Source organism: Pseudomonas sp. JAI111 (assembly GCF_024809425.1).
GTDB lineage: Bacteria > Pseudomonadota > Gammaproteobacteria > Pseudomonadales > Pseudomonadaceae > Aquipseudomonas.
Map to the genome: position 1 here is coordinate 26,880 of NZ_JANUCB010000017.1, position 19,624 is coordinate 46,503.

General features: G+C 61.7%; 15 protein-coding genes. All 15 read right to left on the reverse strand.

Translation table 11 applies throughout. The features are described 5' to 3' along the window. Positions 1-9 precede the first annotated feature (9 nt). Entirely contained in the window at positions 10-1,203 is a 1,194-nt protein-coding gene (locus HNR03_RS31065) for an acyl-CoA dehydrogenase family protein (RefSeq protein ID WP_259158188.1), read from the reverse strand. 160 nt (positions 1,204-1,363) lie between these two features. Beyond that, positions 1,364-2,449 carry a Zn-dependent alcohol dehydrogenase gene (locus HNR03_RS31070; RefSeq protein WP_259158191.1) on the reverse strand — a complete coding sequence of 362 codons (1,086 nt, stop codon included), beginning with the start codon at positions 2,447-2,449 and terminating at the stop codon, positions 1,364-1,366. 31 nt (positions 2,450-2,480) lie between these two features. Then, positions 2,481-3,833, reverse strand: coding sequence for a coniferyl aldehyde dehydrogenase (locus tag HNR03_RS31075; RefSeq protein WP_259158193.1), 1,353 nt, complete (start codon positions 3,831-3,833; stop codon positions 2,481-2,483). Between the two features lie 120 nt (positions 3,834-3,953). Next, entirely contained in the window at positions 3,954-5,732 is a 1,779-nt protein-coding gene (locus HNR03_RS31770) for a LuxR C-terminal-related transcriptional regulator (protein ID WP_310504714.1), read from the reverse strand. Positions 5,733-6,254: 522 nt separating this feature from the next. Then, positions 6,255-7,622 carry a DUF1329 domain-containing protein gene (locus HNR03_RS31090; protein WP_259158195.1) on the reverse strand — a complete coding sequence of 456 codons (1,368 nt, stop codon included), beginning with the start codon at positions 7,620-7,622 and terminating at the stop codon, positions 6,255-6,257. A 26-nt stretch (positions 7,623-7,648) separates the two neighbouring features. Beyond that, entirely contained in the window at positions 7,649-9,481 is a 1,833-nt protein-coding gene (locus tag HNR03_RS31095) for a DUF1302 domain-containing protein (protein WP_259158197.1), read from the reverse strand. A 167-nt stretch (positions 9,482-9,648) separates the two neighbouring features. After that, on the reverse strand, positions 9,649-10,437 hold the full coding sequence (locus tag HNR03_RS31100; protein WP_259158199.1) for a crotonase/enoyl-CoA hydratase family protein: 789 nt from the start codon (positions 10,435-10,437) through the stop codon (positions 9,649-9,651). Positions 10,438-10,448: 11 nt separating this feature from the next. Further along, positions 10,449-11,444 carry an acyl-CoA dehydrogenase family protein gene (locus HNR03_RS31105; protein ID WP_259158200.1) on the reverse strand — a complete coding sequence of 332 codons (996 nt, stop codon included), beginning with the start codon at positions 11,442-11,444 and terminating at the stop codon, positions 10,449-10,451. Positions 11,445-11,470: 26 nt separating this feature from the next. Then, the gene (locus tag HNR03_RS31110) at positions 11,471-12,628 is read right to left on the reverse strand and encodes an acyl-CoA dehydrogenase family protein (RefSeq protein ID WP_259158202.1); all 1,158 of its coding nucleotides are present in this window, start codon (positions 12,626-12,628) and stop codon (positions 11,471-11,473) included. After that, positions 12,625-13,833: a lipid-transfer protein gene (locus HNR03_RS31115; protein WP_259158204.1), complete on the reverse strand. Its 1,209-nt coding sequence runs from the start codon at positions 13,831-13,833 to the stop codon at positions 12,625-12,627. The genes HNR03_RS31110 and HNR03_RS31115 overlap by 4 nt, the downstream gene beginning before the upstream one ends. Before the next feature lie 31 nt (positions 13,834-13,864). Then, the gene (locus HNR03_RS31120) at positions 13,865-15,004 is read right to left on the reverse strand and encodes an acyl-CoA dehydrogenase family protein (protein WP_259158207.1); all 1,140 of its coding nucleotides are present in this window, start codon (positions 15,002-15,004) and stop codon (positions 13,865-13,867) included. Positions 15,005-15,257: 253 nt separating this feature from the next. Then, positions 15,258-16,781 carry a long-chain fatty acid--CoA ligase gene (locus HNR03_RS31125; RefSeq protein ID WP_259158209.1) on the reverse strand — a complete coding sequence of 508 codons (1,524 nt, stop codon included), beginning with the start codon at positions 16,779-16,781 and terminating at the stop codon, positions 15,258-15,260. Further along, on the reverse strand, positions 16,772-17,194 hold the full coding sequence (locus tag HNR03_RS31130; protein ID WP_259158211.1) for a PaaI family thioesterase: 423 nt from the start codon (positions 17,192-17,194) through the stop codon (positions 16,772-16,774). Before HNR03_RS31130 ends, HNR03_RS31125 begins: the two co-directional genes overlap by 10 nt. Then, a complete protein-coding gene (locus HNR03_RS31135; protein ID WP_259158213.1) occupies positions 17,194-18,897 on the reverse strand; it encodes a long-chain fatty acid--CoA ligase in 1,704 nt (567 codons plus the stop codon). Before HNR03_RS31135 ends, HNR03_RS31130 begins: the two co-directional genes overlap by 1 nt. After that, positions 18,810-19,613, reverse strand: coding sequence for an enoyl-CoA hydratase/isomerase family protein (locus HNR03_RS31140; protein ID WP_259158214.1), 804 nt, complete (start codon positions 19,611-19,613; stop codon positions 18,810-18,812). The genes HNR03_RS31135 and HNR03_RS31140 overlap by 88 nt, the downstream gene beginning before the upstream one ends. Between the last annotated feature and the right edge of the window lie 11 nt (positions 19,614-19,624).

Below are 19,624 nucleotides of genomic sequence, written 5' to 3' on the forward strand. Positions count from 1 at the left end.
CTCGGCCCCTTACAGTTCAAGAATCATTTTGGCGATGATGTTCTTCTGGATTTCGTTGGCCCCGCCGTAGATCGACGCCTTGCGCGCATCCAGGTACTGATAAGTGGCCGCGCTGCTGTAGTCGGTGTAAAGCAACGCTTCATCCCCATAGCCCAATTCGTCCTCAATGAACGGCAGCGCGTAAGGGCCCACGGCCTTGCTGATCAGGTAAGTGATGGCCTGGCGAATCTCGGTTCCCCTGATCTTCAGGAACGAGCTTTCCGCACCCGGCACTCCGCCGTCACGAACGGCCGCCAAGGTACGAAGGCTGCTCATTTCGGCGGCCATCAACTGCATCTCGACCTCGGCAACCTGGGGGCGAAACAAGGGATCCTCGATCAATGGGCGACCGTCACGCACTTCCTGACTGGCGATGTGCTTGAGGCGATTGAGCAACGCCTTGTTCTGCGCAATGCCGCCGATGCTGGTGCGTTCGTGGGTCAGCAAATACTTGGCGCAGGTCCAGCCCTGGTTTTCCTCGCCCACCAGGTTCTGCAAGGGCACGCGCACATTGTCGAAGAACACTTCGTTGACTTCATGCTCGCCGTCGAGGGTGATGATCGGCCGAACCGTAATGCCCGGGGTTTTCATGTCAATCAGCAAAAAGGAAATGCCACGCTGCTGTTGCGCCTGCGCATCGGTGCGCACCAGGCAGAACATCCAATCGGCGAAATGCGCCAGGGTGGTCCAGGTTTTCTGGCCGTTGACCACATAGTGCTCGCCCTCGCGAACCGCACGGGTTTTCAGCGAAGACAGGTCGGAGCCAGCACCTGGTTCGGAGTAACCCTGACACCACCAGTCTTCGCACGTGAGAATGCGCGGCAGAAAGTAGGCCTTCTGCTCGGGGGTGCCAAATTTGATGATCACGGGCGCAACCATTTTCAGCCCGAAGGACGACACTTTCGGCGCGCCGGCGGCGAAGCACTCTTCGTCGAAAATGTGCTTTTGCACGTCGCTCCAACCCGTGCCACCGAACTCGACCGGCCAGGCCGGGGCCAACCAGCCTTGGCGGTTGAGTGTCTGCATCCATTGCACCTGATGCGCTTTGCTCAAGCGCTTGCCCAGTGAAATGCGCTGGGCGAATTCGCTGGGCAAGTTGTCGCGCAGCCAGGCGCGAATATCATCGCGAAAGGCGCTTTCGTCCGGCGTGAAATCTAAGTCCATCAATCAACTCCAAAAACGCTTGGGTGTGCACTTATCCGATTGCGGCGACAGCACCTGTGGGAGCGGGCTTGCCCGCGATGGCTGTACGTCAGTCGCCATGAATGTTGAATGCGCAGGCCTCATCGCGGGCAAGCCCGCTCCCACAGGGTGTTCAGGGATGTCACTCGTCGAAAATGATCACCGAGCGAGCCAACTCACCCCGACGCAACTCGTCAAACGCCTCGTTGATCTGCTCCAGCTTGATGCGCTGGGAAATCATTTCGTCGAGCTTGAGCTTGCCGGCCATGTAGAAATCCACCAGGCGCGGCATGTCCACCGGGAAGCGGTTGGAGCCCATCAGCGAACCCTGGATGCGCCGTTCGTGCAGCAACTGCAACGGGTCCAGCTCGATTTTCAAACCCGGCTTGAGCATGCCGATGACCGTTGCGGTGCCGCCGCGCGCGAGCATGGCGAAGGCTTGTTCGGCGGTTTGCTTGAGGCCGATGCATTCAAAGGCGTGGTGCACGCCGCCGCGAGTCAGTTCCAGCACCTGTTTGGCCGCATCGCCGTCTTTGCCGTTGATCACGTCGGTGGCGCCGAACTGACGGGCCAGTTCCAGTTTGGAATCAAGCATGTCGATGGCGATGATCCGCCCTGCCCCGGCCAGCGCCGCGCCGTTGATGGCGGCCAGGCCGATCCCGCCACAACCGATCACAGCCACGGTTTCGCCCGGACGCACTTTGGCGGTGTTGAACACCGCGCCGGTGCCGGTGGTCACGGCGCACCCCAGCAGCGCGGCGCGGTCCAGCGGCATGTCCCGGCGGATCGCCACACAGGCGTTTTCGTGCACCAGCATCTGTTCGGCAAAACCCGACAGGTTGACGAATTGCGGGATCGGCTTTTGCACGTACGTCAGGCGCGATTCCTCGTCCTTGCCACGTTTGGTTTCCGGCGATACGCAGCGCGCCAGGTGCCCGGTCACGCAATGCTCGCAATGACCGCAGAACACGGTCAGGCAAGTGACCACGTGATCGCCCGGCTTGACCGAACGCACTTCGGAGCCGACCTGCTCGACCACGCCAGCGGCTTCGTGGCCCAGCACCAGCGGGCCTGGGTACGGGAACGAGCCATCGATGACATGTAAATCCGAATGGCAGACACCGACTGCTTTTGTGCGGATCAGCACTTCACGCGGACCCGGTTTGCTGATGCCCACTTCTTCGATGACCAGCGGGGCGCCCACCTGATGAAAAACGGCAGCTTTCATATGATTTTTCTCGACAGTGACGTTAGGGAATTCAGGCCGGTTGGCCCGGCGCGCGGAATACAGCCTTGGCGTGGCTGAAGGTGCGGAAGCCATCGATACCGTGATAGGCGCCCATGCCGCTGTGGCCTACTCCGCCGAACGGCAGGTTTTCAGCGCTGGCATGGCTCATGACGCCGTTGAGGGTCACGCCACCGGAACACGTGCGGTTGAGCACCAACGCCTCTTCAGCGTCATCGTTGCCGAAGTAATACAGCGCCAATGGACGTGGCCGTGCATTGATGAACGCGATCACCTCATCAAGGGTTTCATACGGTTTGATTGGCAGGAGCGGGCCGAAGATTTCGTCCTGCATCACCTGCAAATCATCGCCAGGGTTGCGCAGCAGCGTCGGCACGATTTTGTTGTGCGCCGCGTCACTTAAATCCTCACCCGCCGGGTTCAGCTCGATCAACTCGACGCCCGCCTCGCGTGCTTGATTCAGATAGCCCTGCAAACGTTCGAGGTGACGAGAATTGATGATCGAGGTGTAGTCGGGGTTGTCCTTGAGGGTCGGGAGGAAACCGGCGGCCACTGCTTTGGCCACACCGATGAAGGCATCCACCGACTCTTGCGGCACGAACACGTAGTCCGGCGCTACGCATAGCTGGCCGGCGTTGAGCAACTTGCCGACAACGACCTTGGTCACGGCGCTCTTGAAGTCGGCGGTGCGGGAAATGATGGTCGGTGATTTGCCGCCCAGTTCCAGGGTCACCGGCACCAGGTTTTCCGCGGCTGCACGCAGCACGTGCTTGCCGATGCTGGTGGCGCCGGTAAACAGCAAATGGTCGAACGGCTGACCGCAGAATGCCTGCCCGACGTCCGCACCGCCGAGCACCACCGCCACGTCCTCTTCGCGATAGACCGAACGGATCAACCGTGCGATCAGTGCCGATGTGTGCGGGGTGAACTCCGACGGTTTGATCATCACCCGGTTGCCAGCGGCCAACGCCCCGGCAAGACCGCTAAACACCATGTAGCCGGGCACGTTCCACGCGGTGACGATGCCGATCACGCCCAACGGCTGGTATTGAACCCAGGCCTGGCCTTGCTCGGTGTGACGCGCTTCGGGTTGCATCCATTCGGCCAGGCGTGCCTTGGCTTGCTTGAGCGATGCCAGGGGCGCCAGCACTTCGCTGCCCTTGGAAAAGGCCGGGCTGCGATGCCCGAAATCGGCCGTCAGGGCGTCAATGATTTCCTGCTCGTGATTGAGCAACAGGTTGATTGCCCGGTCGATCAATTCACCGCGCTGCTCGGCGGTGTAGGGTGCGCTCGCCAGGAAGGCCGCCCTTTGTTTTTCCAGGATCGTGCGGATGTCGGTGCTGGTCCAACTTTCGATGGCGCTCATCACTACCTCTCTTGTTGTTGTCGGGACACCAGCGCGAGTGCGCAGCAGGGCGTCGGGTCAAGCTGCATGGTTGACCATCACTCACGTCACGCCGCCACCCGGATCAGGTGGGTCACGGTTTCAGGCAAGAATCCCCATCGCTTTGGCGCTGTTGATGGCTTGGGTGCGGCGGCAGGCGCCGAGCTTGACGTTAATGTTCTTGGCGTGGGTTTTGACGGTATTAACTGAAATGAACAGGCGGCTGCCGACTTCGCGCACCGACATGCCTTCGGCCAGCAACTTGAGCACCGACACCTCGCGGGGCGTCAGGCCATCCTGGTAATCGGTCACGGCGGTGGCGCGCACAGGTTTGTCGCCGTCTTCGCCCTGTTCGCGGACCAGCATCCGGGCCTTTTGCTCAGCGAGCGGAGCCTGGAAGAACGCACGGTCGATCTTGGCCCAATGCATGCGCCGCTCGGCTTCGTACAACAGCAGATGAGCCTTTTCAGGGATGTCATTGCGCGAGGCGATCTCGGACAACAGCAGGTAGCCATTCAACACGAACGGCGCGCAGCATTCGCGCACCTGCAACAAGCCCGACTGCGCCACTTGCTCGGCCTCAACGAGGCGGCCTTGTTGCAACAGCCACTCGCCTTGCAGAAACAGCAGTCGACCGATCAATGGATAAGGCTGCGTTCGGCTGACATTCAGTTGCGCAAGCTCGGTGCGCAACAACGATTGCGCCAGCCCCGATTGCCCCTGAAGCATCATCAACTGAACCCGGTCGGTATTCACCAACACTTCCGCCTCACGGTTGCCATGACGCCGGGCCAGTTCCAGCGAATGCTCCAACAGCACCTGAGCCTCACTCAGTTCACCGGTTTTCATGGCGATGCGCGCCAGCGTGCAGTGGCACAACAACACCGACAGCCAATCCTGCGCCGTCAGGTCACGCAGGGCGGCATGGCAATGCCGTCGCGCTGGTTCGGCGTTGCCGCGTAATGCGTGCAAGGTCCCGTATAACGCCTGCCAGTTCGCCAACAAGCGCAGATTACGCTGCGGATCGGGCATCGGCAAAAAGCGTCCCAGGCGTTGCAGGCACGCTTCGGCTTCATCCAGCCGCCCACTGAACAACAAGGCCTTGGCGCACAAATAAATCAAGCGCGGACTGCTTTGCAGCAACTGCGGATCGATGCGTTCGCGCCAGTCCATGAACTGCCCAAGATGCCGCTCATTCAAAATCCAGCTCAACCACAAGCGCTCCATGTAATTGGCGGCGACCTCGGGCTGATCCGCACTGAGCGCTTGCTCCACGGCATCATCGACATGACCCAGGACGCTGAGCAACCGGCAGGCACGCAAGCGCAACCGGTTCAACGCAACGCCGCCAAGCCGGCCTTGCAGTGCATTCGCCACGGCAGGCAGTAACCGAAACCAGCCGGGCTGATGGTCGATCGGGAACATGAAGGCCTGGCTATCCAGCAGACTCTGGAACCGTTGAGCACCTTGCTGTCCTTCCCAAAGCTGCTCGCACAACTCCACACTGGCCTTGGACAAATGGGCCAGGGAAAAAAGGACTTCTTGCTGTTCATCGCTCAAGCGTGACAGCAGTTCACGTTCAAGGTACTGGCCGAGCAAGGCCGAGGGCAGCAATCGAACACCCGCACACCAGCCACCTGTCGCGTGCCACAGGCTTTCCCGTGAAGCGGTGTCGGTGTGCGGCGCAATCAAGCTGACCAACGATTCGAATTCATCCGGGCGCAGTGCCAGTTGCCGGGCACCCAGCTCCAGTAACTCGCCTGCGAGCATCAGGCGCGGCAGGTTCCAGTCGGGGCGTTGGCGGCAAGTGACCAGCACTTGCAGGTGGGGGTTGTCCAGAGACAGGAGTTGATCGAACCAGTGGTTCAGGTCGTCGGGCATTTCGGCTGGCAAGTCATCGAAGACAAGCCGAACCTTTGAAGATTCGTCTCCTGGAAGGCTCCCATCGCGAGCAGGCTCGCTCCCACAACGGAATGCGGTCAACTGAGGGAGCGAGCCTGCTCGCGATGACTTCAGCCCGGTCAACTCGATCAATGCATCTGGCCTGGTGTCGGGAGCCACGCCAAGCTCACCCGCCAGCAATGCGCACAAAGACGCCAGCGATTGCGACTGCCCGCCAAGTCTCATCCAGACCACCCGCCCGCGCGCCCCCCGCACATACTCACGCAACAACGCCGTCTTTCCATACCCGGCAGGCGCGCACAGCAGTTGCAAGCGACGCCGTTCGCGCTGAAGTAAATTGCACAGATGCGGCCGTGGCACAAACATGGCGGACCTCGTGAGTCGTGTGAGGAAGCCATCATTGAGCGAGCCCATCGTGAATGCGCCACCCGCATCAGGTGGTGATCACCGCAACGCACAACGCCCTGCGGACAGGGCGTTGGTTTCAGCGGGGACGAACGGTCAGCGGATGCCGGCGTTACGCAGTGCCGAGGGGGTGAAATCGGTCATCTTCGCGGTCATGCCGTAAGTCGTTGCATGCTTGGACTGGTTGGTCATCGCCAACACGTTGTAGCGACCGGCGATCAGGTCATAGATCCCGAGCATGGCGAAGTTGGGCGATCCACGCTCGTAATCGTTGATCGCATACCCTTCGGCCACGCGCCACAGCTGACCACGGCCGTCATAGTGATCGACTTCGGCCAGTTGCCAGGTGTCTTCGTCGAAGTACATGTCACGCTTGGCGTAGACATGACGCTGACCCGGCTTGAGGGTGGCCTCGACGTGCCAGACCCGGTGCAGCTCATAGCGGGTCAGATCCTGGTTGATATGCCCCGGTTTGATGATGTCGTCGTACTTCACTTTCGGCGACTGCAAACGGTAGTTGTTGTACGGGATGTACAACTCCTTTTTGCCAACCAGTTTCCAGTCATAACGATCCGGCGCGCCGTTCATCATGTCGGTGTTGTCGGCGGTGCGCATGCCGTCGGAACCATTGCCCGGACCGTCGTACGCCACTTGCGGAGCACGACGCACGCGGCGTTGGCCAGCGTTGTAGACCCACGCCAGGCGTGGTTCCTTGACCTGGTCGATGGTCTCGTGAATCAGGATCACACTGCCGGCCATGCGCGACGGCGCGGTGATTTCCTGCTTGTAGTAATACAGGACGTTATCGCCCTGCCCGGCTTCGACGCCTTCCATCAACTGCGGGAACGCCAGTTTGTCGTCGTACTCGACGATGGAATACGAACCGTTGGTTTGCGGTGCCGCTTGAGCGGCCTGGCGTTCCATGTTGCCGCCGCGATAGCGGTTGGTGTGGTTCCAGTAGATTTCCACGCCGTTTTTCGGAATCGGGAACGGGTAGTAACGGGTTTGCGAGAAGTTCAGCAAGCCGTTGCCGTCGGGCGTCAGCTCAGTGGTCACCGCACTTTTCTTGGCAATGTCGTAGATGTTCTGCGGGGAAGCCGCCGTGCGCTGGGTCTTGAACACAGGGATTTTGTAGCTGTCCGGGTAGCGCTTGAACATCGCCAGTTGGCCCGGTGTCAGCTTGTCCTTGTACTGCTCGGCGTTCGCCGCGGTGATGACGAATTCCGGTTTATCACTCGCAAACGGATCGCCGAGAAAACCATTATCGAGCGGCGCGGCACCGGGTTTCAAACCACCGGTCCAGGCCGGAATGCTGCCGTTGGCGTTGCCCTCTTTTTGCGCGCCCAACGGAGTCAGCGTGGTGCCCAGCTGAGCAGCTTCCTGGGGTGAAACGGCAGCAATCACGCTGCTGGCCAGCAGTGACAGACTCAGTGCGCCAGCGCGCAGGATAAAACGTGCATTCATGTTCAAATACCTCTGCCAGGGGAGCATCAGAAATTCACGCCGAAGCTGAGCGCAACGTAGTCGCGGTCGACGTTGGTGTTGAAATCGCCGCCGAAGTAGTTGGTGTAACTCAGGCTGGCGTTGTAGGTGTTCAGGTAGTCGGCATCCACGCCGACGCTGACCGCTTTGGAACCTTCATCGAAGTTCGGGCCATAACCCTGAACGTCGTGGGACCAGGCGATGTTGGGCGACAGGTTGATGCCGGCGATGACGTTCGGGTAATCAAGCTTGCCGCGCACTCGATAGCCCCAGCTGTTGCTGGTGTAGAAGCCATCGTCGTTACACTCCTGCGCCGGGTTGCTGGCAGTCGGCAGGCCCACTGCGGTACCGCGGCAGGTCGCTGCGCCGGCCGCACCCGGCAGTTCGCCGGAACCGAAGGCCGGGCTGCGCCCGAAGCGCAGGTCGGAACCATCAGCCTTGCCCAGGCCGCTGATGTGGTTGTAACCCACCTCACCGACCACCGTCAGACGACTGGCGCCCAGCACCTGATCGAAGAACTGCGTCGCGGTGACTTGTGCCTGGGTCACAGGCATGCGTTTGTAACCATTGACCTCGGCGCCCAGCGTGCGACCGGCAAAACCAGTAGTAATCAGCGGCGAGGTTGCGCCGAACGTGGCTGCCGACAACAAGTCAGCCGTGTTCAATTGCAGTGGCATGTTCGGCCGGTAGCTGACTTCGCCACCCAGTGAAACGCCCTCGACGTTGGTCTGGAAGCTCAGTCCGTAGAGGCGGATGTCTTCCGGGTAGTCAATGAAATAGCGGGTGCTACGAGCCGAGACAACGCCGCCTGCCGCACTGCTCATCTGATTGATGCTCAAGAACGGGCTTCGGCTGTGGTAGTTCATCGCATAGGCGCCGAACTCGGTGTCGTTCGCCTCCGGGACGAACCAGCGCAAGGCCAGGCCATACTGACCGCTGTTGCGCGCATCGTTGTCTTTCAGGCGCGGAATGTAAGCGTCGTCAGTGCCCGCGGCGATGGCCGCCAGACTGCCGGTGTTCTTCGCCACACCGGGAGGCAGGTCGAGGCCGGCGATCACCAGGCGGTCGTCACAGCCTTGGGGGACGCCGTCGCTGCCGAAGAACGTGCCGCAGTTGTCGACCACCGATTTATCCCACTGCAGCTGGTAAAACGCTTCGGCGGTGATGTTGTCGGCCAACCCCTGGGACATGTAGAACATGTTGACCGGAATCAGGCCTTCCTTCACTTCCGCCCCCGGACGTCGCAGAGCGGCCACGTCAATCGGGTTGATGCTGTTGATCGAGTTGCCAATGAAGGTGCTCTCGCCCCAGCTCACTACCTGCTTGCCCAGGCGCACGTTGCCGACTTGATCGCCGATCGTGTAGTTGTGATAGACGAAGCTGTCGAGGAACATTGCGCCGGACGACTTGGCGGCGCGATCACGTCCCGAATCATTGATGTCGTAGAACGGACGGCTCTCGTCCATCAGCTCGAAGTCATACCAGTATTTGCCACGGACGAAGGCACCGCTGTCGCCGTATTTCAGCTCCAGATCATGCACACCCTTGAAGATCTTCGAGAAGGTCTCGCCCTTCTTGAAGTTCAGACGGTTGTCGTCGGTGGTCCGGGAAGCAGATTTGCCACCGTTGACGCCCTGGGAGTTGAAGTTGGAAATGAACTGCTTGTCCGGATTGGCAGTCGCCCAACTGGCGCCAATCGACAGCGACGAATCGAACTTCGCCTGCATCTCCCCGATGTTGAAATCAACGGCGTGAGCTTGAGTGCTGACGCAGATGGCAACCGTTACAGCGACGGCCAGCAAACTTGGCTGGAAGGCTCCGCGCATTGTTGTTTTTGTCATGCGGTTTCCCCGGTTAAGGATGACGTGTTGGAGCCCCATGCTAACGAGGCGCCGGTGAGGTCCTGACACCCGAATGGGTGATTTGGATGAAGTGTTTTCGTCGGTATTTCGGGTGGCGTAACGATCCGGTTTGAGGGCTGCTCAGCCGGCGTTACGCACGGTGACACTCAGCCGGTAAACGTCGCCGGCCGCTTCTCGATAAACGCCGCCACGGCTTCGCGGTGATCGGCGGTCTGGTGCGACATCACTTGAAAACTCGCCGACATTTCCAGCAGCGTATCGAGTCGCGTATGCAAGGCTTCGCGCAGAAGACGCTTGGCCAGGCGGACAGCATGCGGCGGGTTGGCGGCAATCGCCGCGGCGATTTCCCGTGCGCTGTCCAGCAACTCTTCGGCCGGCACCACGCGGGACACCAGGTTCCACTCCGCGGCCTGCCGCGCATCGATCATTTGCCCGGTCAGGGTCAGTTCGGTGGCGCGGGACAAACCGATGATCCGTGGCAACAACCAGGCCCCACCGTCGCCCGGAATGATCCCCAACTTGACGAAACTCTCGGCAAACTTCGCCTGTTCAGAGGCCACGCGGATGTCGCACATGCACGCCAGGTCGAGACCGGCGCCGATGGCCGCGCCATTGACGGCAGCAATCACTGGTACTTCCAGATTGAACAGCGCCAATGGCAAACGCTGAATGCCGGTGCGGTATTCCTGACGCAACGCCATACCGGACATTTGCGCGTAGCGGTCCATGTCGCGAACGTTGCCGCCGGAGCAAAACGCCGTACCAGCGCCGGTGATGATCACGGCGCGAACACTGCTGTCGCGCTCGATCCGCTCGATGGCTTCAAGGAATTCAGGCACGGCGCTGTTGCCGGTCAACGGGTTGCGCCGCTCGGGGTCATTCATCGTCAGGGTGACGATGTGTCCTCCCTGTTCGTACTTCAGAAACTGACTCATGGGTGAAGTCCTCAAGCGGATGGGGTGAGGTGACGGGTGAATTCGCTGGCGGTGACGCCGGGCTGCGCCAACAGCGCCCGACCGACGATCCCGTTCCAGTACGCTTCCGAACCTTCGCTGACGCGCCACTCGTGCAGGCGTCGGGTGAACAGCTGCAAGTCCAGCTCTTCGGTCACGCCAATGGCGCCGAACAGTGCATGAGCGGTGGCGGTCACCTGTGGCACTGCCATGCTGGTCCGGGCCTTGGCGATGGCTGCCGGGATCAACTCGGGCACCGAGTGCTCTGCGGCAAAGGCCCGTTCAGCGGCGATTCGCGAGGCGGCAACCTGCTCCGCCATCACGCTGAGTTGGTGCTGGACGGCCTGGAATTTGCCGATGGCCTTGCCGAACTGAACCCGGTCGTTGCAGTACTCCAGCGTCATGTCGAGCGCCCGCTCCATGGCACCCGCCATCGCGGCGGCGTGGATCGCGGCGTTGAACACGCGGACCTGTTCACCGTTGTTACCCAGCGAAGCGCCGACGTGTTCCGCCGACCAATACAACGTGGCGCACTGGCTGCCGTGAACGCCACTGGGCTCGCGCCGTGCCTGGCGGCAATCAAGCAGCAACAGTTCGCCACTCAGGTTCACCACTGCAAAATCGGCCAACAGTCCGTAGGCGACTCGCGGCGCGCACAGCCCGTCAGCGGCGTCGAGATGGGCCGTGCCGGCCAACGTCAACATGCCAGCCGGAAGGGCTTGCGGGCAGTCGCGCATCAAGGCTCGCGCGGCAATGCTCTGCGCCGCCGGAACCGGCAGCGCATAACGACCGAAGGCGAGGAAAATCGGGAACAGCGCCGCCAGTGTCAGCCCTGCTCCATCGGCGTCTTCCGGGGTCAATAACTCGAGAAACCCGCCGTCTTCCAGCGCTCGCCACAGCGTCGTTGCGCCGTCACCGTTTTCAACCGTGCGGACCAGCGCTGGCGTGCACAAATCTGCGAGGATTTTTTCAATTGCTTCAGTGAACATGTCGTCGTTTTCCTGTTCGATGTGCATCAACGCAGCCCGAGCCCGCGAGCGATCATGCCGCGCAGGATTTCCCGGGTGCCGCCGCGCAACGAGAAGGTTGGCGCGACCTGGTTCAGGTACGCGACAGTGCGGTACAACTCGGCATCGACCGGCGCGTGCGGATCGGCGCTGATTGCAGCGGCAATTGCGGCCGGGATCGCCTGTTCGAATTCAGTGCCGATGTCCTTGACCAGCGCCGCCTCCACCACTGGGCTTTCACCCCGTGCCAGCAACGCCGTCAACGCCAACGAAAGGTTGCGCAGGCTGCTCAGTTGGGTGAGGAAGCTGCCAAGCAATGAGGCCTCGGCAGCGCTGGCGCCGTTGCGGCGCAGAGTGTCGGCCCACAGATCGAGCAACACGATGCTGGAGTAGAAACGCTCCGGCCCGCTGCGTTCGAAGGCCAGTTCGGCGTTGACCTGCTTCCAGCCACTGCCCTCCTCGCCGACCAATGCATCGTCACCGAGCAACACATCGTCGAACGCCACTTCAGAGAAATGCGCATCGCCGGCCAGGTCGACAATCGGCCGCACGCTGATGCCAGGCTGCTTGAGGTCGATGATGAATTGCGACAAGCCGTTGTGACGGTCCTCGGGCGCACCGCTGGTGCGCACCAACGCGATCATGTAATCGGCGTGATGGGCGTTGGTGGTCCAGATCTTGCGCCCGCTCAGGCGCCAGCCGCCTTCGCAACGAGTAGCACGACTGCGCACGCTGGCCAGGTCGGAGCCGGAATTGGGCTCGCTCATGCCGATGCAGAAAAACGCCTGGCCGGCGCAGATGCGCGGCAGGTAGAAATCCTTCTGCGCGTCACTGCCAAACTTCAGGATCAACGGCCCGCTCTGGCGATCGGCGATCCAGTGCGCCGCCACCGGCGCACCGGCGCAGAGCAATTCTTCCACCAGCACAAAACGACTGAACGCATCCAGCCCCGCACCGCCGTAGGCTTGTGGCAAAGTCAGGCCGACCCAGCCGCGCGCGGCCAGTTTGCGACTGAAATCGGCACTGAAACCGGTCCAGCTGCGCGCCCGGACATCGGCCGACACGGCGGGCAAATGCTCGGCGAGAAAGCGTTTTACTTCGCCGCGAAAGGCTTGCGCGTGTGCGGGCAACGCGGTCAACCGGAAGGCGTCCAGCAAGCTGCTCACTGGCCACCTCCGCTGACTTTTCCATACAGCGTGACCACGCACGCACCGCCCAGGCCGAGGTTGTGCGCCATCGCCAGACGCGCGCCGTCGACTTGGCGTTGATCGGCATTGCCGCGCAATTGCTGGGTCAGCTCGTAGCACTGCGCCAGACCAGTGGCGCCCAGCGGGTGGCCTTTGGAAAGCAGGCCACCGGAAGGGTTGATCACAATCTGCCCGCCGTAAGTGTTGTCGCCGTCCATCACGAATTTCTCGGCGCCACCCTCCGGACAGAAGCCCAGCGATTCGTAGCAGATCACTTCGTTCTGCGCGAAGCAGTCGTGCAGCTCGCACACGTCGATGTCCTTGGGCCCGACACCGGCCTTCTCATAGACCTGGCTGACGGCGGCGTGGGTCATGTGGGTGCCGACCCAATCGAGCAACGACGGTTTTTCGAAGTTAAAGGACTCGGGGGTGTCGGTGGTCATGGCCTGGGCAACGATTTCGACGTCACGGCGCAGGCCGTGCTTTTTGGCAAAACGCTCGGAGACCAGGATCGCCGCCGCGCCGCCGCAGGTCGGTGGGCAGGCCATCAGACGGGTCAAAACCCCTGGCAGAATCACCGGGTCGTTCATCACGTCTTCGACGCTGAGCACCTTGCGAAACAGGGCCAGCGGGTTGTTGGCCGCATGCCGACTGGCCTTGGCGCGTACCGCAGCGAAGGTTTCCATTTTGGTGCCGTATTTGTGCATGTACTCGCGTCCGGCGCCGCCGAAGGTGCGGATAGCCTGGGGCATGCCCTCCAGGTCGGCGGTCAGGCCGCGCAGGATCGGCAGGAAACGTTCGCGGGTCGGCGGGCGGTCGTCCCAGTGGGATTTCAGCGCGCCGGCCTGCATCTGCTCGAAGCCGACCGCCAAAACGCAATCCGCCGAACCGGACTCGATGGCCTTGCGCGCCAGGTACAGCGCGGTGGAGCCGGTCGAGCAGTTGTTGTTGACGTTGACCACCGGGATTCCGCTCATGCCGACTTCATAGAGCACGGTCTGGCCGCAGGTGGAATCGCCATAGACATAACCGGCGTAGGCCTCCTGAATCAGGTTGTAATCAATCGCGGCATCGGCAAGCGCGCGACGTACCGCTTCGGCGCCCATCTGCACGTAGGTCGGGCTGGCACTCGGTTTGCTGAACGGGATCATGCCAACGCCGGCAACCAGTACTTTTTCGCTCATGGTGTCACCTGGAAAAAAGAGTGGGAAAGGTTCACAACTGGCGCGCGATCAGCTCGCGCAGCACTTCACTGGTACCGCCGAAAATGCGCGTCACACGCATGTCGACGAAGGCGCGGGCAATCGGGTACTCGAGCATGTAGCCGTAGCCGCCGTGCAGCTGGACCATGTCGTCAATGCATTTCCACAAGGTCTCGGTGGCGAAGAGCTTGGCAATCGCCGACTCCTGCACGGTGAGGCGCCGACGCATGTGTTCGCCGATGTAATGGTCGATGGTCAGGCGCACGGCGGTGGCCTGGGCCTTGATGTCAGCGAGCTTGAATTTGGTGTTCTGGAAGTCCCACACCGTCTGGTTAAAGGCCTTGCGGTCCTTGACGTACTCGACGGTCTGCTCCAGCAGGCGTTCGAGTTTGGCGGCGCTGTACAGGGCGATGACCAGGCGTTCTTGCGGCAGCTCTTCCATCAAGTGCATGAAGCCTTTGTTTTCTTCACCGAGCAGGTTGCCCACCGGCACGCGCACGTTGTCGAAGAACAATTCGGCGGTGTCGGCGGCGGCCTGGCCGACCTTTTCCAGCTTGCGCCCGCGACGGAACCCTTCACGGTCGCACTCGACCATAATCAGGCTGCAACCCTTGGCGCCAGCGCTCGGGTCGGTCTTGCAGACCACCACGACCATGTCGCAGGTCAGGCCGTTGCTGATGAAGGTCTTGCTGCCGTTGATGACCCACTCGTCACCGTCGCGCACGGCGGTGGTGCGGATTGCCTTAAGGTCGGAACCGGTGCCCGGCTCGGTCATCGCCACGGCGAGCACGGTTTCGCCCCTGCAGATTTTCGGCAGCCATTTTTGCTTTTGCTCTTCGGTGCCCAGACGCACGATGTAAGGCGCGGTAATGTCGGAATGCACGCCCAGGCTCCAGCCTGAAACGCCCGAGCGATACAGTTCTTCGATCAACACCGCCGAGTGCCCGAAGTCCCCGCCACCGCCGCCGTATTCGGTGGGCACGGTGAGGCACAGCAGGTTGTGGCGACCGGCCTTGAGCCAGGTTTCCCGGTCCACCTGCCCGGCTTCATCCCACTGCGCCTGCTTGGGCAGGCATTCGCGCTCGAAGAAACGGCGTGCGGTTTCGCGCAGCATTTCGTGGTCTTCACGGTAGACGGTACGGTTGATATGCATCGGGATCTCCAGTGGGTTGCCAGGCAGGCGTGCGCCTGGTTCGTGGGACCAATGTATTGATGGGGGTGGGGATTGAAGCCACCCGGATCGGGTAGCGGTCGCGGGTGGCTGGCAGAAGGAAATCGAAGGAAGGAATGCAATACCCCTGTGGGAGTGAGCCTGCTCGCGATAGCGGTTTCACATTCAACATATTCGTTGACTGACACACCGCCATCGCGAGCAAGCTCACTCCCACAAGGGTTTGGGGGTGTGGCTATTGGCGCAGTTCGCGCTTGAGGACTTTGCCGGCCGCAGAGAGCGGCAATGCGTCGTGAAACTCAATGCTTTTGGGGCACTTGTAGCCCGCGATGAATTGGCGGCAATACCGGCGCAATTGTTCTTCATCGACCTCGGCGCCAGGCTTGAGCACCACCACCGCGTGCACCGCTTCGCCCCAGGTTTCATGCGGGATGCCGATCACTGCAGACAGCGCCACTGCCGGGTGCCGGGCGAGGACGTTCTCGACCTCGGCCGAATAAATATTCTCGCCGCCGCTGACGATCATGTCCTTCAACCGGTCGACGACAAACAGGTAACCCTGCTCGTCCATCCAGGCCGCGTCACCGGTGTAGAGCCAGCCATCGCGCAGGGCGTTGGCGGTTTCTTCGGGTTTGTTCCAATAGCCGAGCATGATGTTCGGCCCGCGCACGATGATCTCGCCGACTGCGCCACGCGGCACTTCATGGCCTTGGGGGTCGACGATCTTCACGTTCACGCCCAAGCCACCGCGTCCCACGGAGCGTGACAAACCGCTTTTGCGCGCCTCGGGCGTGTGGTTCCACGGCAAATTGCTCGACACCACCGGGCATGCCTCGGTCAGGCCATAGGAATGGGACAGTTCGATGTCGGGAAGGCGCGCCAGCACTTGCTCGACCATCTCGCCGGCACTGGGCGATGCGCCGTAGGTCAGGCGCTTGAGGCTGCGCAGGTCATAACGATCAAAGTCGGGGTGGGTCAGCAGTGCGAGGATCATCGTCGGCACCAGCAGCGTCTCGGTGATCTGCTCGCGCTCGATGATTTTCAGCACCCCCTCGGCATCGAAGCTTGGCATCAATACATGGGTTTCGCCGGCCAGAAACTGAATCAACGCCCGTGCCATGCCTGCTACATGGAACAACGGCGCAACGTGCAGCAAGCGCCCGCCACGCACCGGCGGCATGTCGACCATGCGCGGCATGCACGCCGACCACAGGTTCAAATGCGATTGCATCACCCCCTTGGGAAAACCGGTCGTGCCGCCGGTGTACATGATGCAGGCGAGCTCATCACCGCCGCGCCCGGCGTCGTCGACCGGCGCACATTCGACGAGCAGATGCTCATAGCCGAGCATGCCCGCCGGCACGTCACCCTCGCCCGCGTAGATAAACAACGGCGCCTGACGTGCAGTGGCCCGGATACCCTCGGCCAGCGCGGCAAAATGCTCGTCGACGATCAGGATGCCGGTGCTGCAATCATCCAGCGAGTAGACGATCTCCGGCACGCTCCAGCGAATATTCACCGGATTGAGCACCCCGCCGCCCCACCACACGCCCATGACGTATTCCAGGTAGCGATCGGAATTGAGCGCAAGCATGCTGACCCGATCACCCGCCGCCATACCGAGGCACTGCAGGGCACCCGCCAGGCGCGCGACGCGTTCGCCGAACTGGCGATACGTCTGGCGGCGCTCACCGAAGACGGTTGCGAGGTGATCGGGGTTTTGCTGCAGGGTGCGTTGCAGGCATTGGGTCATGTACATGGCAACGTCCCCTTCCACACGGTGAAGACACCGTTGGCCCGCAACACCAAACGCTCGCCGACCTTCAACAGGCAGCTGGCGTTGATGAAGGTGCCGCCGGTCTTGAGCACTTCAACATGGGCTTCAAGCCAATCGCCTTCGTGGACCGGGCCGATGTAATCGACATTCAGATTGACCGTGATCGCCACCGACTGCGACACCGACTGGCGCCGCAATATCACCCCGAACGCGCTGTCCGCCACGGTGGCGAGAAACCCGCCATGGGCGATCCCGACGTAGTTGAGATGCTGCGATTGCAGGCGCACCGCCAGGATCGGCTGCTCATCGTGGACATAGAAAGCCCCGCAGTTGCGCAGGAAACCCGAGCGCCTTTGCAGTGCTGAGAACCCCTCGGGAATCATCGCCCCTTCCATCAGCTCACACCCCGATCCTTGCCGGCCCAGAACGGTTCGCGCAGGTCACGTTTGAGCACTTTGCCCGCGCCCGACAACGGCAACGCTACGCGGAACTCGACGCTCTTGGGGGTTTTGTAGCCAGCGATCTGTCGGCGGCAGTGCTCGATGATTTCCGAACCAGCGACCTGGGTATCGGGTTTGAGCACGATCACCGCGTGCACCGATTCGCCCCACCGCTGGCAGGGAATCCCAATCACCGCGCAGGCAGCGACCGACGGGTGGCTGGCAATCGCGCTTTCGACTTCGCCGGAGTAAACGTTCTCGCCACCGCTGACAATCATGTCTTTGAAGCGGTCGACGATGTAGAGGTAGCCGTCCTCGTCCATGTACGCGCCGTCACCGGTGTGCATCCAGCCGCCGCGCAAGGCCTGGGCGGTTTCCTCGGGTTTGTTCCAATAGCCGAGCATGATATTTGGCCCGCGCACAATCACTTCACCCACGGTTCCGCACGGCACTTCGTTGTCGTGTTCGTCGACGATGCGCACGGTCACGCCGAGCCCCGGCCGACCAGCCGAACGCAAGCGTCCATTGGCGATGCCCTCGGCGCTGTGGTTTTCCGGGCCGTTGGCGGAAATCGGCGGCGCGGCTTCGGTCATGCCGTAGCCTTGGGTGAACTCAACATTCGGCAAGGCTTTAAGGGCCAGTTCCAGCAACGGCACGGCAATCGGCGAGGCGCCGTAGGTCAAGCTGCGCAGGCAGCTGAGGTCATGTCTGGCGAAGTCCGGGTGCATGATCAGCGCCTGCAACATGGTCGGCACGATCAGGATGTCAGTGATCCGCTCACGCTCGATGGTGCGCATCACATCAAGCGAATCGAAGGCGGGTACGAAGATGCTTGGCAAACCGAGCAGCGAGATCAGGATCACCCGCGACAGCGCCGCCAGGTGGAACATCGGCGCAATGTGCAGGGTCAGCGCATCCGCCGGCACCGGCACATCGGCTGCGCGGGCCACGGCCGCCGACCACAGGTTCATGTGCGATTGCATCACACCTTTGGGCCGGCCGGTGGTGCCGCCGGTGTACAAGATGGTGGCGAGGTCGTCACCACCACGAAAGGCGTCGTCGACCGGCTCGGTGTCACGGATCAGTTGCTCGTAGGACAGCATGCCGTCAGGTGTCGGGCCATCGCCGACATGGATCAACAGCGGTCGTACTTTGGCCGTGCCGGCAATGCCCTCTGCCATCGGCAGGAAGGTGTCGTCGATCATCAGGATGCGCGTGTCGCAGTCGTCCAGCGAATAGACGATTTCCGGCACGCTCCAACGGATATTGACCGGATTGACCACGCCGCCGCCCCACCAAGTGGCGAGGTAATATTCAAGGAAACGGTCGGAGTTCAAACCCAGCAGGCCGACCCGGTCGCCGGTCTGCATCCCCAGTTTCTGCAAGGCACCCGCCAGGCGCGCCACTCGGTCGGTGAGCTCGGCATAGGTGCGGCGTCGGTCGCGAAACACCGTCGCCAGGGCATGGGGTCGTTGCTGCAGCATGCGATGCAGCCCTTGGGTCAGATACATGTGTGTCTCCTGCGAATTATTGTTGTCAGGTAGGGACGGATTCGGGGCTGGGCGGTGCGTCAGGCACCGGTGTATTTGGGTGGGCGTTTCTCGGCAATGGCCACGCGGCCTTCGGCGTGGTCCTTGCTGTCGCGCAGCAAACCCCAATGGAGATTGGCCTGGATCACGAAATCCCGAGGCATCAGGTGTGCGGTCTGCACCGCCAATTGCTTGATGGACTGCACCGCGAGCGGGCCATTGGCGGCAATGCGTTCGGCCAGGTTCAGGGCCGCTGACAAAAGCCGGTCTTGTGGCAACAGGTCGATGATCAGACCGATGCGCAGGGCTTCCTGCGCGCTGATCGCCTCACCGGTAAGGGCCATTTTCATGGCGTGGGCCGCCGGCACTGCACGCAACAGGTATTGCACGCCACCGGCTGCCGGAATGGTCGCGTCCCGCACTTCGGGCAGGCCGAACGTGGCACTGGCTGAGGCGATTCGCAGGTCACATTGCAGCGCCAGTTCAAGACCTCCACCCAGGCAATCACCGTTGATGGCCGCGATGACCGGTTTCCAGATTTCCAGGTCGCCGAGGTCAAACAGGCGCGTATAGCCACCCTCCTCGGCTTCGGTTTCGCGACTCTTCAACGACCTGCCGACATAACCCGAGGGCGGCAGTAACGATTCCTTGTGGCTTGCACCGCAGCAGAACACTCGCTCTCCGGCGCCGGTGAGCACGATGACACGCACCTGCTCGTCGTCCTGACACGCCACCAGCGTCTTGCGCAGGTGCATCAGGTCGTTGAGGGTCAGTGCGTTGTTCGAGTTGGGCGCATCGAGCGTGACGAGTGCCACGTGATCGATGATCTTGAACTGAATGGCCATGGCTAATTCCT